14 protein-coding genes are annotated in these 15,870 nt (G+C 43.0%); 5 read left to right on the top strand and 9 right to left on the bottom strand.

Annotated elements, in window-relative coordinates; translation table 11 throughout:
* Nucleotides 1–59 precede the first annotated feature (59 nt).
* Nucleotides 60–695, bottom strand: a complete 636-nt coding sequence (locus ACFS5N_RS19220; protein WP_377189664.1) for a porin family protein — start codon at nt 693–695, stop codon at nt 60–62.
* 162 nt (nt 696–857) lie between these two features.
* Between ACFS5N_RS19220 and ACFS5N_RS19215 the strand changes: the two genes are divergently transcribed.
* From ACFS5N_RS19215 to ACFS5N_RS19205, 3 genes are all read left to right on the top strand, one after another.
* A complete protein-coding gene (locus ACFS5N_RS19215; protein ID WP_377189661.1) occupies nt 858–2,570 on the top strand; it encodes a glycoside hydrolase family 3 protein in 1,713 nt (570 codons plus the stop codon).
* Nucleotides 2,571–2,714: 144 nt separating this feature from the next.
* Nucleotides 2,715–5,891, top strand: a complete 3,177-nt coding sequence (locus tag ACFS5N_RS19210; protein WP_377189658.1) for an ATP-dependent DNA helicase — start codon at nt 2,715–2,717, stop codon at nt 5,889–5,891.
* Between the two features lie 119 nt (nt 5,892–6,010).
* On the top strand, nt 6,011–7,387 hold the full coding sequence (locus tag ACFS5N_RS19205; protein ID WP_377189655.1) for a M28 family peptidase: 1,377 nt from the start codon (nt 6,011–6,013) through the stop codon (nt 7,385–7,387).
* A gap of 262 nt (nt 7,388–7,649) precedes the next feature.
* Here ACFS5N_RS19205 and ACFS5N_RS19200 read toward each other — a convergent pair whose 3' ends face one another.
* From ACFS5N_RS19200 to ACFS5N_RS19190, 3 genes are read right to left on the bottom strand one after another with little or no spacing between them, the layout of a single operon-like run.
* Nucleotides 7,650–8,450: an ABC transporter permease gene (locus ACFS5N_RS19200; protein ID WP_377189652.1), complete on the bottom strand. Its 801-nt coding sequence runs from the start codon at nt 8,448–8,450 to the stop codon at nt 7,650–7,652.
* Nucleotides 8,447–9,352 (bottom strand): ABC transporter ATP-binding protein, encoded by a 906-nt coding sequence (locus tag ACFS5N_RS19195; protein ID WP_377189649.1) that lies wholly within the window; start codon nt 9,350–9,352, stop codon nt 8,447–8,449. The genes ACFS5N_RS19200 and ACFS5N_RS19195 overlap by 4 nt, the downstream gene beginning before the upstream one ends.
* A complete protein-coding gene (locus ACFS5N_RS19190; RefSeq protein ID WP_377189646.1) occupies nt 9,346–9,558 on the bottom strand; it encodes a hypothetical protein in 213 nt (70 codons plus the stop codon). The genes ACFS5N_RS19195 and ACFS5N_RS19190 overlap by 7 nt, the downstream gene beginning before the upstream one ends.
* Before the next feature lie 205 nt (nt 9,559–9,763).
* On the opposite strand from ACFS5N_RS19190, the gene ACFS5N_RS19185 reads away from it, so the two are divergent.
* On the top strand, nt 9,764–10,792 hold the full coding sequence (locus tag ACFS5N_RS19185) for a sensor histidine kinase (protein WP_377189643.1): 1,029 nt from the start codon (nt 9,764–9,766) through the stop codon (nt 10,790–10,792).
* A gap of 2 nt (nt 10,793–10,794) precedes the next feature.
* Nucleotides 10,795–11,535 carry a LytR/AlgR family response regulator transcription factor gene (locus tag ACFS5N_RS19180; protein ID WP_377189640.1) on the top strand — a complete coding sequence of 247 codons (741 nt, stop codon included), beginning with the start codon at nt 10,795–10,797 and terminating at the stop codon, nt 11,533–11,535.
* Nucleotides 11,536–11,695: 160 nt separating this feature from the next.
* Here ACFS5N_RS19180 and ACFS5N_RS19175 read toward each other — a convergent pair whose 3' ends face one another.
* The 5 genes from ACFS5N_RS19175 to metK all read right to left on the bottom strand — a co-directional run bounded on the left by ACFS5N_RS19175 (nt 11,696) and on the right by metK (nt 15,817).
* Complete coding sequence (locus ACFS5N_RS19175) at nt 11,696–12,565, bottom strand: TraB/GumN family protein (protein ID WP_377189637.1); 870 nt, start codon at nt 12,563–12,565, stop codon at nt 11,696–11,698.
* A 21-nt stretch (nt 12,566–12,586) separates the two neighbouring features.
* A complete protein-coding gene (locus ACFS5N_RS19170) occupies nt 12,587–13,324 on the bottom strand; it encodes a lysophospholipid acyltransferase family protein (RefSeq protein ID WP_377189634.1) in 738 nt (245 codons plus the stop codon).
* Between the two features lie 45 nt (nt 13,325–13,369).
* On the bottom strand, nt 13,370–13,936 hold the full coding sequence (locus ACFS5N_RS19165) for an NUDIX domain-containing protein (RefSeq protein WP_377189631.1): 567 nt from the start codon (nt 13,934–13,936) through the stop codon (nt 13,370–13,372).
* A 9-nt stretch (nt 13,937–13,945) separates the two neighbouring features.
* On the bottom strand, nt 13,946–14,473 hold the full coding sequence (locus tag ACFS5N_RS19160) for a DUF3347 domain-containing protein (protein WP_377189628.1): 528 nt from the start codon (nt 14,471–14,473) through the stop codon (nt 13,946–13,948).
* 93 nt (nt 14,474–14,566) lie between these two features.
* Complete coding sequence (metK, locus tag ACFS5N_RS19155; RefSeq protein WP_377189625.1) at nt 14,567–15,817, bottom strand: methionine adenosyltransferase; 1,251 nt, start codon at nt 15,815–15,817, stop codon at nt 14,567–14,569.
* Nucleotides 15,818–15,870 lie beyond the last annotated feature (53 nt).

Below are 15,870 nucleotides of genomic sequence, written 5' to 3'. Positions count from 1 at the left end.
AAACAAAAAAAGCCACCCGTGTACCGGGCGGCTTTCAGTATTATATTTATGAGATCAGTTTAAATATTAACGCCGAAGCCTAGTTGGAACATATGCCCGCGGTAAGTTGGTACGAAGGCGGCATTGCCGTTAGCGCCGGTCCCGGTTAAGTCAAACGAGTAGCGGGCATGGATGTTGATAGATTTGGTTACATCAACCCCTGCACCGGCAACACCCTGGTAGCGCAGGTTAGCGCCCCCATACTGATAATGCGAACGCGCCGTTTCAGAGAAGTTACCGTTAAACGTGTTGGTGGCCGATATGATATAAGATACCTGCGGGCCTAAATAAAAGCTAAATACGCTTCCTGAGCGAAACCTGGCCAGCACAGGCAACTCTACTGTTTGCATGCGTTGTGAATAGTCGCCCGACGGGGTAGTAGCGGTATAACCCTTTTGCGAATATAATAAAGCCGGCATAACCGAAAGCGGATAAGATACCGGCAAATCCACATTAAAACCTGCACTAAAACCTGTTAGGCTGCTGGTATTGAAATTTTCACCCGGGGTGACAGTTGAAAAAGTTGCCGCAGCTTCAAATCCCCATTTTGACTGGTAATATGGATTATAATCTGCACGGTCGCCGTTAAAATATGTCTGAGCGCTTACACTTCCTGCAGCCAACAGTATTGTAGCTAAAAGTATAAATTTTTTCATGGTGCTTTATTTATTAAATCGGTATAAACTCCTTTAACTATTGACATCGCAACAAACTCTAAAAGTTAAGTTTCAGAACCTGTTATGATATTTTATACGCCGGGTGTTGATAAAGGGTTTCAAACTTTCTCATTTTAATTTACTTTTGATGTTATGACCTCTATGAAAACCCGTTTTTACACTTGTTTAATCCTTATATCCTGCAGTTTTACCAAAATTTTTGCTCAGCAGGCCGGCTATATTCAGACGCTGGGCCAACAGAATAAATGGGTAGACTCGGTTTACCATAAGCTGAGCCGGAGGCAAAAAGTAGCCCAATTATTCATGGTTAGGGCTCATACCAACCTGGGAAAGGCTTATGAAGATTCTGTAGCTAAGGTTATCGAAACTGAGCAGGTTGGGGGCGTGGTTTTCTTTCAGGGAGGTCCCGGCAGGCAGGCTAACCTGGTTAACAGATATCAGCATTTATCAAAAGTACCGCTATTAATAGCACAAGACGGAGAGTGGGGCTTAGGTATGCGGTTAGATTCGACACTATCATACCCTTACCAGATGACCCTGGGCGCTATACAGGATGATAACCTTATCTATAAAATGGGCCAGCAGGTAGCTTATGATTTTAAGCGGGTAGGCCTGCAAATGAATTTTGCGCCCGATATGGATGTAAATAATAATCCTGATAACCCGGTGATCAACTACCGCAGCTTTGGGGATAATAAATATAACGTTGCCCGTAAAGGTATTGCCTACTTTAAAGGTATGCAGGATGCCGGTTTACTTACTACTGCTAAACATTTTCCGGGTCACGGCGACACCAATGTCGACTCGCACCTGGACTTGCCTTTACTGCCCTTTACCCGTCAGCGGCTGGACTCGTTAGAGGAATACCCGTTCCGTGAAGCTATAGCCAATAATATTAGCGGTATTATGATAGCCCATATGAGCATACCTGCGTTAGATACAGCTAAAAATCGCCCATCTACATTATCGCGTAAAATAGTAACCGGTGTTTTAAAGGACTCGTTAGGTTTTAAAGGCTTAGTAGTTTCTGATGCCATGGAAATGAAAGCCGTTACCAAATATTTTCCTGACGGCGACGCCGAACTGCAGGCTTTTATTGCCGGTAATGATATTATTGAGCTTTCGCTCAATCTGGATAAAGCTATCCTGAAAATAAAAAAAGCTGTACGTAAGGGTTTGATCAGCCAGGCTGAGTTTGAGGCTAAAGTGAAGAAGGTACTGGCCGCTAAATATTGGGCAGGTTTAAATAGACTTCAGGATGCAAACCCGGCAGGTATTGTTGCCGACCTGAACCGTGATGCAACCCGCCAACTGATACAGCAACTAAGCGACGCTGCCGTCACTATGGTAATAGGCAGCAGTGATGGTATCAGGCTTAATCCGTTACAAAAAACGGCTATCGTGAGTGTGGGAGTTGATAAGTATACCGTATTTCAGCAGGAGCTGGGACAATGGTCGACAGGTTGCCACCTGTTTACCGTTAATAAAAGCACGCACGTAGCCACGCTTAACCGCATGTTACAAATGCTGAAAGAGTATGACCAGGTTTATCTGAGTATAAATGACACCCGCCTTCGTCCGGCCAGTAAGCTCGATTACAGCAGTGGTGTTAAAGAATTTATAGCGGCCCTTTGCAGCCAAAACAAAACCATAACCAGCGTTTTTGCCAACGCTTATACCATAGCGGGTTTGCCGGGCATAGAAAAAAGTGCCGGGCTGTTGGTGTGCTACCAAATGAGCGACGATTTACAACGATCAGCAGTTAAGGTACTTACCGGGCAAATTAAACCTACGGGTAAATTACCGGTGAGCGTTAATGCTTTTTTTGCAACAGGCGCGGGGAATAGTTTGTAGTTATATAGTATGTCATTTCGAGCATAGCGAGAAATCTATACACTTACTAAGCATAACGAGACTTTCTATGTATGGATTTCTCGCTATGCTCGAAATGACAAGCATTCTTTTCGCTTACCTAATCCTTTCTTATCTTTACTCAACATGATACCATCCAATCCAAATAAATACAATCAAAAGTTTCAGGAAGCGCTAAACGGATTAAATCCGGAGCAGTTAGCGGCCGTCAATAAAATGGATGGCCCGGTACTGGTTATTGCGGGGCCGGGTACCGGAAAGACACAGATACTGGCGGCGCGTATTGGAAAAATCCTGACCGATACTGACGCTACACCAGGCGAAATTTTGTGTTTAACTTATACCGACGCCGGCGCCGTAGCCATGCGCAAGCGTTTGTTTGAGTTTATTGGTCCGGATGCTTATCGAATCCATATTTATACCTTCCACGCGTTTTGTAACGAGGTAATCCAGGAGAACCTGGAATATTTTGGCAAACTCAATCTGGAGCCTTTGTCTGATCTGGAATCAGCCATGCTGTTCCGGGAACTGGTAAATGATTTCCCGAACGATCACCTGCTGAAACGTTTTACGGGCGATATTTACTATGATGTACCCCGATTGAAAAGCCTGTTCTCGACCATGAAGCGCGAGAACTGGAACGAAGCTTTCATTGAAAAAGCGATCAATGAATATTTGGAGGACTTGCCCAATCGGGATCAGTTTATTTACAAACGAGCAAACGCAGCCAAAGGCATCGCCGCGGGCGACCCGAAGCAAAAAGACATTGACGCACAGCACGAGGTGATGAAAAAGCTGCTGGCAGCTGTTGCCGAGTATAATAGATATGACGCCAAGATGAAAGCTCGCGGTCGTTATGATTATGACGACATGATTATTTGGGTGCTAAAAGCTTTCCGCGAAAACGAAGAAATACTGCGCCGTTACCAGGAGCGCTATCATTATATTTTGGTGGATGAGTTTCAGGATACAAGCGGCTCGCAAAATGAGCTGCTGAAGTTTTTGCTCAACTATTGGGAAACCCCTAACGTGTTTGTGGTGGGTGATGATGACCAATCGATCTTTAAATTCCAGGGCGCCAACATGAAAAACATCCTGGACTTTGCTAATGATTATGTGAGCACGCTATCAACCGTGGTACTTAAAAACAATTATCGGTCTAATCAGCATATACTTGATATTTCGCGTGCACTCATCGACCATAATAAGGAACGGCTTACCAAACAGCTTAGCCTTGACAAAACACTCAAATCCTCGCATTCACGGTTTGCCGAACTGATGGTTGAGCCGGTTATCCGTGAATATGAAAATCCGGATCAGGAAATAGTTGATGTGGCACATAGCATTAAATACCTTATTGAGAGCGGCACTGAGCCGGGTGAGATAGCGGTCATTTACCGTAACCATAATCAGGTTGAAGACCTGATCAATTTCCTGAACGCGCAGAAAATTGCGGTTAATACCCGTCGTAAAATCGACATACTGGCCATGCCTTTTGGCGAAAAGATCATCACCATATTGCGCTACCTGGCTATGGAGCTTGATTCGCCGTACAGCGGCGATGATCTGCTGTTCCAGATTCTGCATTACGATTTTTTTGATATTCCGCCAATTGAGATTGCCAAAGCCAGCGTGGCGGTGGCTAAAGAAAACTTTACCACTACCACCAGGAATATACCAAAAACATCGCTGCGCAGATATATTTACGAGGTAAAAATACCCGCCCAGCAGGGCCTGTTTGATGCCGCGCCAAACACGGCCATGAAGTACCTGCTTATTAATATTGATGAGTTGTTGAAAGACGCCGTAAGCGAAACGTTGCAGCAACTGTTTCAAAAAGTGATTAGTAAGATGGGCATTTTGCGTTATATTATGATGCAACCCGACAAAGGGATGCACATGCAGGTGCTCACTAACTTTTTCGACTTTTTAAAGGACGAGAGCCGCAAGAACCCCGAGCTCACGGTTGCCGGGCTTATTCAGATCATTGACACCATGAAAGATCACGGCATCCGTATGGAGTTGAACCAGGTAATCTATTCTGAAAACGGTGTGAACTTTTTCACCGCTCATGGCTCAAAAGGGCAAGAGTTTGAGCATGTGTTTTTTATTGGCTGCGATAAAAAGACATGGGACAGCAAGGGCCGTAACAGCGGCTTTAGCTATCCGGATACGCTGACCCAGGCGGCTAACGACGAAATTGCACAAAGGGAAGAGTCGCGCCGCTTGTTTTATGTAGCACTTACCCGGGCTAAGCAACATCTGAATATTTCCTTTGCCTCAAAAGACAAAAACGGAAAAGATCAGGAAGCATCGCAATTTATCGGCGAGATTCTGGCTCAAACTGATATGATTGTCCAGCATCCAAAAGTACATGAAACGGCTATGCTGGAATTTTACGCCACACAATTCAGCGAAGCCGAAAAGCCTAAGGTCGATCTGCTTGACAAGAACTATATAAATCAGTTGCTGCAAAATTATACCTTGTCTGTTACCCACTTGAGCAATTACCTGGATTGCCCCTTACGGTTTTACTTCCAGTGTTTAATCAGGGTGCCATCGGGTAAAAGCCCGTCGGCTACGTTTGGCCAGGCAGTACACTGGGCGCTGAATAAAGCTTTCAGGTGGTTAAAGGATGATGACGATAATTTTCCGTCGACCGAGCAGTTTATGAAAGAGTTCCGCTGGTATATGTATCGTAACCGCGACTCATTCACTAAAGAAGATTTTAAGTTGAAAATGGATTACGGCGAGAAGATACTCTCTGTATATTATGAACAAAACGTGGGGCATTGGAACAAAGTAGCTGTTACCGAGCGTAGTATCAAGAATATTGAAGTGCGTGGTGTGCCTATAAAAGGTAACCTGGATAAGATTGAGTTTGTGGGGAAACATGCTACCATTGTCGATTATAAAACAGGTAAACTTAAAAATGCCCTGAAAAAACTAAAGCGTCCGGATGACGAGCAGCCCAACGGCGGCGACTACTGGCGTCAGGCGGTATTTTATAAAATACTGATTGATAATGACCGTACTCACGATTGGGATGTAACCACTACCATCTTTGATTTTGTTGAACCCATAAATGAAGGTGAGTATCACAAAGAGAAAGTGGTAATTGGTGATGAAGATGTAGAGATTGTGACCAGGCAGATTGAAACCGTTTATCAAAAAATTATGGCCCACGATTTTAATACCGGCTGCGGCAAAAAAGAATGCGACTGGTGCCATTTTGTACGCAGCAATTTTAAGCAGGCCGATGATATCTTGGCAACAGTTGCTGATGAGGGGGATGAGGAGTAGAAATTAAATAATAAATCATACGTCATGCTGAACTTGTTTCAGCATCCCACTTGCATAGTCCAACCTATCATGATGGGATGCCGAAACAAGTTCGGCATGACATAAAAAACAGATATTACATGAAACACATCAAACTCTTCATCCTGTTATGTATGGCCATGCCGGCCACGGCGCAAACCACTGTTAAGCAAGACCCCGCTATCAAACAAATGGTCGGCGAGGTGTCTTCTAAAAATATTGAGGCCATTGTTCGTAAACTGGTAAGTTTTAAAAGCCGGAACACACTGAGCGATACCACAAGTAAAACTGAGGGCATTGGCGCGGCGCGTAACTGGATTAAAAGTGAAATGGAAGGTTATGCCAAGGCATCTGACGGTAGGTTAAAAGTAGAGTTTGATACCTTTACACAACCCGCCGGCGGGCGGTTTGACAAGCCCACTGTTTTGAAGAACGTGCTGGCTATTTTAAAAGGCACCGACCCAACTGACAGTCGCGTTTATGTGGTTTCAGGGCATTACGATTCGCGGGTAACCAATGTGATGAATGCTAACGCCGTTGAACCAGGAGCGGTTGATGACGCCTCAGGTACTGCCGTATCGATGGAGATTTGCAGGGTGATGTCTCAGCGCTCGTTCCCGGCTACGATTATCTTTATGACTGTTCCGGGCGAGGAACAGGGGCTGAACGGCTCGGCCCATGTGGCCAAGCGCGCAAAGGATGAGCACTGGAATGTAGATGCCATGCTCAACAACGATATTGTAGGCAATACGCATGGTCAGGATAACGATTTGAAAGATAATACGCATGTCCGTGTATTTAGCGAAGGGATTCCGTCTATTGACGCAGTGCTGCGTGGCGATACCACCCGGCGTGTGGCTGCCGCTATCAGCGCGTTGATTGGCAATGGCGGCGAAAACGACAGCCCGTCGCGGCAATTGGCGCGCTATACCAAAGAGGTTGCCGAGCGGTATGTCGACCAACTGGACGTGAAACTGGTTTATCGCCGCGACCGCTTTCTGAGGGGTGGCGACCAGACCTCGTTCCAATTACAGGGGTTTACCGCTGTCCGGGTTACAGAAATGAACGAAGATTTTACACATCAGCACCAGGACCTGCGCACTGAAAAAGGTATAGTATATGGCGATTTGCCTGAATTTGCCGACTATAATTACGTCCAAAAAGTAGCTCGCATGAATTTGTCGACCCTGGCTAACCTGGCCTCGGCGCCTGCATCGCCGGTTAATGTTGGGGTTACTACTACTGAGCTTACTAACAATACTACTTTAAAATGGGAAGACCCGAAAATAGGTAAGAAACCCGCAGGCTATTATATCCTGATGCGTGAAACCACCAGCCCTTTTTGGGAAAGAAAAACTTATGTAACCGGCAACCAGGTGACGCTCGATTACTCGAAAGACAACTACTTTTTTGCGGTGCAATCGGTAGATGCCGAGGGGCATGAAAGCTTACCAATCTACCCGAAACCGGTACGTTAACCAGCTGTTTTGTTTCACACAAATATGAAACAAATGAAACAGTAGTTTTGGCTAACTAATTGATGGTTAAATTTTTACAATAAAGCAGTGAAACACTTTGAAACAGTACCATTACTTTAAATAAAACTCACAAAGTGCTATGTAACAAATTGTTGATTGTTTTTTGGCCCAATTTGAAATTTGGAGTGAAACAGTCGGCCGTGAAACACCTTTATCTGACAAAATAGCCAGTCACCAGGAGTATTTGTTATTTCGCTTTATACTATTTCACGCTTTTACGCTGAACAATAAAAAATCCGGCGACAAAAACCACAGCAAAGATGATCAGACTTACAAAAACATCTTGCGTGAAAACGTCTATGATAATCTTATCGGCAGGTGTTCCCGGCTTGTGCGGCATCATGCTTTTTAGCGCCAGCATAGGGTGCGCATATGGTATCAGGTAGGCATAAGTCCAGCTTGTTCCTACAGCAATTACTCCTAAAATAAACAGCACAAAGCCAATACCCATGGGCTTTAAAAAGTCTGACCAAAGCAGGCTCAGTAAAAATTGTATGGACAGGATACCTAAAGCGGCCAAAAATAGTTTAAAATAGATTTGCAGCAAGATCCACTCGGCATGGTAGTCTGCAAATTTGAGCGACGGTTTTAATAGGCCCAGTAAATCACCAAAGCCAACAGTAAATACAGCAAACAACAGCAGGGTTATCAGCAATAACAGCAATGCATAAACAAACTTCGCCGAGTAAACCGACCATTTGGCAATTGGCAGGCTGAAGAGCGTTTTCCAGGTATCGGCTTTATGCTCAATACTATTTACTGAGTAGGCAATGAATATTACAAACATAGGTAACAGCAAGGCTCCCATAATGTTTAGCGTCAATCCGGCAAACTGAAACCATAATATCATGCCCGGATAAGCACTTAACTTATTAGCATGAGTGTAGAAACCTATTGACACAAAAAAAGTTAAGATAAGCGGCAGCAGTATGGCCGCCCAAAAACCTAATGTTTTGCGGCTTTTATAAAACTCTGATTGTAAGGATAAAAGAAAGCCTTTCATTTTGCCGGTTTTTGGGTGATGTCTAAGAAAAGTTTTTCAAGGTCTTTTTGCATTTTGTGGATGCTGTACACAGAATAACCGGCTTCATTAAGCAGTGCGTTAATTTGCCCGGTTTTTTCTTTTGATTGGTAGATGAGGGTCAGGTAGTCAGTATTTACGTCAATAACGGTGTAACTGTGTTTGGTAAGCAGATTGGCTGCGTCTACCGTGTTATCGGTTTCAATATAAACCATGGGTTGGCTTATAGTCTCCAGATCTTTTATGCTGCCTTGAAACAATAGCTTACCATTGTTAATGATACCTACATGGGTTGCCATACGTTCAATCTCGCCTAGCAGGTGGCTTGATATAAAAACGGTTTTGCCATGCTCTGCAGTTAGTTTTTTCAGCAGTTGGCGTATTTCGATAATTCCGTTAGGATCAAGGCCGTTGGTAGGTTCGTCAAGAATGAGCAACTTAGGGTCTGACAGCAAAGCCAAAGCAATACCCAGACGCTGCTTCATTCCCAGCGAGTACTTCCCGGCTTTTTTGTCTGCGGCTGTGGTGAGCTGTACCAGGTCAAGCATTTCGTCGACACGCTTTTTATCAACCTGCAATAAAATAGCCCGGTTTGTCAGGTTTTCGCGCCCTGTCAGGTGCGTATAAATAGCCGGCTGCTCTATAAGCGAACCTATTTGTGACAAAATTTCTTGACGATGTGCCTTAAAATCAAGGCCAAATAGTTGGATACTGCCTTGTTGCGTTTGCAGGAGATTAAGCAGTAGTTTTATGGTAGTGGTTTTCCCGGCGCCGTTAGGGCCAAGAAAACCATATATACTTCCTTCAGGAACTTGTAGTGAAAGTTGGTCGACAACCGTTTGGCTGCCAAAATTAAAGGTTAGGCCTTCGGTTTGGATTACCATACCTGTGGTTTGTTAATTGAGCAAACCGCTTTTACCATGTTAACGCCTTTAACAAACAATGAAGTTGCATGAATAGTAGAAGCAGCCATGTTTTCGGCTTCATGCTTTTTTTGTTCAAACTGATAACTGATGCCCATAATAAATGCAAACATTACCGGGATAAGTAACAGTACAAATGGATTTGTGTTAGTAAACAGCTTTTTCATTGTGGTTTCGATTTTTTTGATGAAACAAAGGAATATCTTTTTTACCACCTGCTAAAAACATTTATACCAACCCGCTTTAATTATAGATGAACGCCGGTTTATATCAATTGCCCGTTCGTCGAAAAAAAAAGCCTGTTTATCGATAAACAGGGTTGCTGTATCTAAATAATATAGCGCGGCAATTCAAAATCTTAAATTTGACCTGATGAAAAAAAGCTGGCAAATTTTTTGGCATGTATTTGTTTGGGTATGTATCATGTCTTTCTTTCTGGTTATTATCAACGCCAGCAATGTAATATCAGTAAGAAGCATGATGATAAACATTGTGCTGTTTGGTGTTGTCAATATCAGCCTGTTTTATTTAAACTACCTGCTATTTATACCGCTGTTTCTCAATAAAAAACGATACAGCGTTTACGCCCTGGGTATTATAATTACCATAGTAGCTTACGGATTGGGTAAATATGGTATAGCGATGTTTTTTAAAGAAGACGTGTTAACCCATTCAAAAAGTATGCACGAAAAAGGCGCCCAATTAAGCTTTTTGCAATTTTTTATAAGTACGCTGTTTACCAGTACCATATTTGTGTTATTAAGTGTACTACTTAAATTTAGTGTTGACTGGTTTTTAAATGAGCGCATTCAGCGCGATTTGGAAAACCAACGCCTTACTGCCGAACTGGCCTTTTTGAAATCGCAGATTAATCCGCATTTTTTATTTAACTCGTTAAACAGCATTTACTCACTTGCTTATCAGCAGTCTGAAAATACCCCTGACGCCATACTGAAGCTTTCAGAAATTATGCGGTATATGCTGTATGAGTGTAACGATAATAAAGTTGATCTGACCAAAGAGCTGCAGTATTTGCAAAACTATATTGATTTGCAAAAGATACGCTTTGGTAATAAGGCTTATATTGATTTTAAAGTTGACGGACAAGTGACTGATCAAAAGATCGTTCCGTTGCTATTAATAGCTTTTATAGAAAATGCGTTTAAGCATGGTATTGCCAATGATATGATGACCCCTATCACCATGTTTATAAATGTAAACCAGCAGCACCTGCAGTTTTATATCCAAAATAAAAAGCACGCCAACAATCGTGACGCTATAGGCGGCATAGGATTGGCCAATGTTAAGCGCCGCCTTGATTTGTTGTACCCCGGCAAATATAATTTGGATATTCGCGATGAAATTGATACCTACACTTGCGAATTATCATTAGTTTTATAGCCATGATACGATGCCTGATAGTTGACGACGAGCCTTTGGCCCTGCATATACTGGAGGATTATATATCCAAGGTGCCTTTTATGGAGTTGGTGAAATCAACCACTAACCCTATTGAGGCGTTGACAATGGTGCAGGACGGCAATATCGATCTGGTATTTCTTGACGTGCAAATGCCTGAGTTAACCGGTATTCAGTTTCTGCGTATCGCCAATGGCAAAACAAAAGTTATCCTTACTACGGCTTATCCTCAATATGCTTTGGAGGGTTATGAACTGGATGTGGTTGATTATCTGTTAAAGCCTATTGCTTTTGATCGTTTTTTTAAGGCGGCGCAAAAGGCTCAGGGGATCATACATCCGGCTAAAACTACAGCGCCGGCCGAACAGCCTGTGCAACAATCAGCCCAGCCGCAAAATGATTTTATGAGCGATTTTATCTTTGTAAAAAGCGAGCATAAAATTCAAAAACTATATCTGCACCAGATTTTGTTTATAGAAGGCTTGAAAGATTACATCTCTATATTCACTACTACCGAGCGTATTATCACCTTGCAAAATATGAAGAAGATGGAAGATACCCTTCCATCGCAGCATTTTGTGCGGGTGCATAAATCGTATATCGTAGCGCTTAACAAAATCGACAGCATCGAGCGAAGCCGCATTCGCATCGGCGACAAGATCATCCCGGTAGGAGATACCTATCGCGACGATTTCTTTAAGATTATTGACGGGAAGAATGTGTAGGTTAGCGGACTGCTAATTATTCCAAATTGATGTCATTTCGACCAACGGGAGAACTATTCTCTTGAGCGGAGCGAAAAAATCTATACACCAAGTAAGCAAAAGTTAATGAATATGTATAGATTTCTCGCTATCGCTCGAAATGACATGATGGGATAGGCATCTATATCTTAACCGGCGTAACCTTATAGCCCTTTAATTTCAACTGATTAATTAACCCATATTGACCAACCAGGTGCCCGGCGCCAACTGCTATAAACGTTGGCTGTTGCCCCATGATTTCGGGTAGTTGTGTCATCCAGTTAAGGTTACGGTTTTTGAGAAGTTTTTCGGTCTGATCAGGCGTTAATTCGTCGTTTTTATCGAGCATTTTAGCCAGCCCGGCTAAATCCTGATGGCGGTATATTTCAAACATTTTTACAGCTTCAGTTCTTAGCCTGTCCTTCTTTTTTACCGTAGCCAGCAGTTGCTTTTTCTGTTCAGGCATCGGCGCGTTCAATAGCATTTCGGCTTGTTGCTGCATAGTTTCCAGGCCAATTATTTTTTCGTTGCGGCGCTTACCTTCCTGCTGTAAATACATATCTACGGCAGGGTTAGTCGGGCTTATAACATTAGGGGCCGAAAGCGTAGCTATCATAGTGGCTACTGCCGATGGTTTGAAGCGATTAAATGCCTTAGCATCTACATGTATGATCTGTTTGATACAGCTGTCAATTTGCAGATACTCTGCCGGGGTGAACACTTTATCTAATGTAGCGCTGTCCGGAGCCATCATGTAGGGCATCAGTTTCATTACCATGGTCGAGTCCATAACTATTTCGCCGACTACCGCATCACAGGTGTTAAAGCGGGTCCGGATTTCAGGCAAACTATCTACCAGATTTTTGCCCACCAAATGATAAGTGCCAAAAAGATATGATGACGATTTCAGGCCGTTACCGCTTATTTCCCAAAGTAAACTGTTATTGTTGGTTTGTGCGTGAGTTTTTGCCAGTACCAGCAGGCAAAATAAGGTTAGGATTATTTTTTTCATCAGATCAATATAGGATTTTTCCTATTCCTGACCCAATGCTTTTTTAATTCGGCTTTCGGCCTCATTTACACGTTCCTCAACACTGCCAAAGTTGGTTTCAATAGGTTCTAATACTTCCCAGGTCATTCTGATGAAAGTATTTAAAGGATAAAGACCGTATTGAACCACTTTCCAAGAACCGTCAATAGCTATTGGTACTATGAGCGCCTCCGGGCATTTTTTAAGGATGATAGCAATGCCACCAGCCTGAAAAGTTTTAACCCTGCCTGTTTTTGAGCGAGTACCCTCAGGAAATATTACGGTTGACCAACGGTTTTCTTTCATGCGGGTACCCAGCTTAGCCAGTTCCATTAATGATTGTTTTGGGTCATTACGGTCAATATTAGCACCCCCGCCTACTTTAAGGTTGTAGGATATTGAAGGTATGCCACGTGTTAATTCAATTTTAGATATAAACTTAGCATGATATTTACGCAAATAGTAAATAAGCGGGGGTATGTCAAGCAGGCTCTGGTGGTTAGATATAAAGATGATAGGCCGGCCCGCAGGCAGGTTTTGCCTGTTAATGAAAGTTACCGTGTTGCCCGCCAGATAAACTGTGCCAAACAGGCACAGGTTCAAAATATCGACTACCTTTTTATGTGCGCTATAGCCAAATAGCTTATAAGCTATCCATTGTATGGGCTGGAAAATTACAAGCACCAATACAAACACAATAATAACAATAGGCGACAAAATATATCCCAGCAGTTTTCTCATTCTTTGAAAAAAAAATTGACCACGAAATTAAAAATATTTTGGTAATTACAGGGCTATATTACCCTCTGCCAACATAAGCTTCACTTTTAAAATGGCAGCTACGGTCATGGCATCGGTTATTTCGCCATCGCAAACCATACGATAAACTTCGTCGAAGTGTACTTTTTTTACAATGAGTTGCTCGGTGTCCTCGGGGTCAGCCTCATGTTGGGTAAGGCCAGTGGCTACGTACAGTATGCTCAATTCGTCGGTTACAGAATTACTTAAATGCAGGCGCTGTATTTCAGTCCAGTTGGCAGCTACCAGGCCGGTTTCTTCCAGCAATTCGCGTTTGGCCGCATCCAGGGGGTCTTCGGGTAACGGTCCGCCGCCTTCAGGTATTTCCCAACTATATTCATTTAATGTAAACCGGTACTGCCCTACCAGGTAAGTGTTCATGTCGGCATCTAACGGAACAATACCTATCGCCCTGTTTTTAAAATGTACCTTGCCATAAATTCCCGGATTACCCGATGGGTTAATTACCTGGTATTCGGTAAGGTTTATCCAGGGGTTATCATAAACTTGTTGCTTAGATTTTATTTTCCAGGGATTTTCTTGAGGATGGTGCATATGGTTGTGTTATTTACCAGGTGATAAAATGTCGCGCGTGCTGCCTTCTTTTAACATTTGCTTTGAATTAGCGCCGTAGTATGGATTTTTGATAGCCTGGGTATTACTTAACCAATAAGCGTCTCTTGCCCGGCTGTATTGACGGTAAAGAGTAATAGGTGTGAGCCGGGTATCTTTCAATAAGCCATACATAGCATTTGAGATAGCCGAAAATTGTTTGCGCTGTTCTTCAATATTAGTAGTCTCGCCAATAGCGCGGCTTGTACTTTGCAGGCGGCCCAGGTAATTGAACCAGGCGCTGTGCTGCTGCGGGGTCATATCCCTGTCGGGCACTGAGTTTAAATCAAACACCATTTTACCTGCTTTATTTTGTGCTAACGCAATCTTGTCATTCAGCAGCGCGTTTTTCAAATCCAGATAATCATTAACTACCAGGTTAACCGAGAATTTTAACGCAGGGTGCTGCTGTTGTGCTTTAACCAGGTTAAATATTAAAGTAATTAAGGCTAATGCCAGTGCTGGTTTTAATAACTTCATGACGCTAAATATAGCGGTAATTCAATATCGCTAAAATAAAAAAGAGCGATAGTTTTGCTATCGCTCCTGGTTTTTAATCAATTTACAAGTTTGTTATAAACCAAACGCGGCTTTAACTTTATCTACGTAGTCTAATTTCTCCCAGGTAAACAGTTCAACCTCTTTGGTGATTTTTGAACCATCATGATGAGTGAAAGTTTTGGTTACTGTTTGGCTTGGTTTACCAAAGTGACCATAGGCAGCGGTTTCGCTATAAATTGGGTTGCGCAGTTTAAAGCGGGTTTCAATAGCGTACGGGGTCATGTCGAAAATGCCTTCAACTTTTTTAGCAATCTCGCCATCGTTCAAACTAACTTTTGAAGTGCCGTAAGTGTTTACATAAATACCCATTGGCTGTGCAACACCAATGGCGTATGATACTTGAACCAATACCTCATTACAAACACCGGCAGCAACCAGGTTTTTAGCTATGTGGCGGGTAGCGTAAGCGGCAGAACGGTCAACTTTTGACGGATCTTTACCAGAGAAAGCGCCGCCACCGTGTGCGCCTTTACCACCATAGGTATCAACAATTATTTTACGGCCGGTTAAGCCTGTATCGCCATGCGGGCCACCGATAACGAATTTACCGGTTGGGTTAATATGGTGTTTAATAAAATCATTAAACAGGTGAGCGTATTTTGGATATTTAGCTTTTACACGAGGGATCAGGATATCGATCATGTCTTGTTTGATCTTAGCCAACATTGCTGTTTCTTCGTCAAAATCATCGTGTTGGGTTGAGATAACAATAGCATCGATACGGGTAGGCACATTGTTATCGTCATATTCCAGCGTAACCTGCGATTTAGCATCAGGACGCAGATATTTAATTTCGTTGTTTTCGCGACGAATAGCAGCCAGTTCTATCAATAAAGCGTGGGCCAGATCTAAAGCCAGCGGCATGTAGTTGTCAGTCTCGCTGGTTGCATAACCAAACATCATACCCTGGTCGCCCGCTCCCTGCTCTTCTTTTGAGGTACGGTCGACACCCTGATTAATATCAGGCGATTGCTCATGAATGGCTGAAAGCACACCGCATGAATTGCCGTCAAACATATATTCGCCTTTGGTGTAACCGATTTTGTTGATCACGTCACGGGCTATTTTTTGAACGTCTAAATAAGCTTTTGATTTAACTTCGCCGGCAAGTACAACCTGGCCGGTAGTTACCAAAGTTTCGCAGGCAACTTTCGATTCAGGATCTAAGGCCAAAAAATTATCAATTAATGCGTCCGATATCTGATCGGCAACTTTATCCGGGTGTCCCTCTGATACGGACTCTGATGTAAATAAATATGGCATCTTTAAATGTTGTTATAAAAAATACGAAGAAAGATTTAACGGAGGCTCTGTAA

The sequence above is a fragment of the Mucilaginibacter ximonensis genome (assembly GCF_042686265.1).
In the GTDB taxonomy this organism is placed as follows: domain Bacteria; phylum Bacteroidota; class Bacteroidia; order Sphingobacteriales; family Sphingobacteriaceae; genus Mucilaginibacter; species Mucilaginibacter ximonensis.
This window is presented reverse-complemented; position numbering and strand designations above follow the sequence as displayed.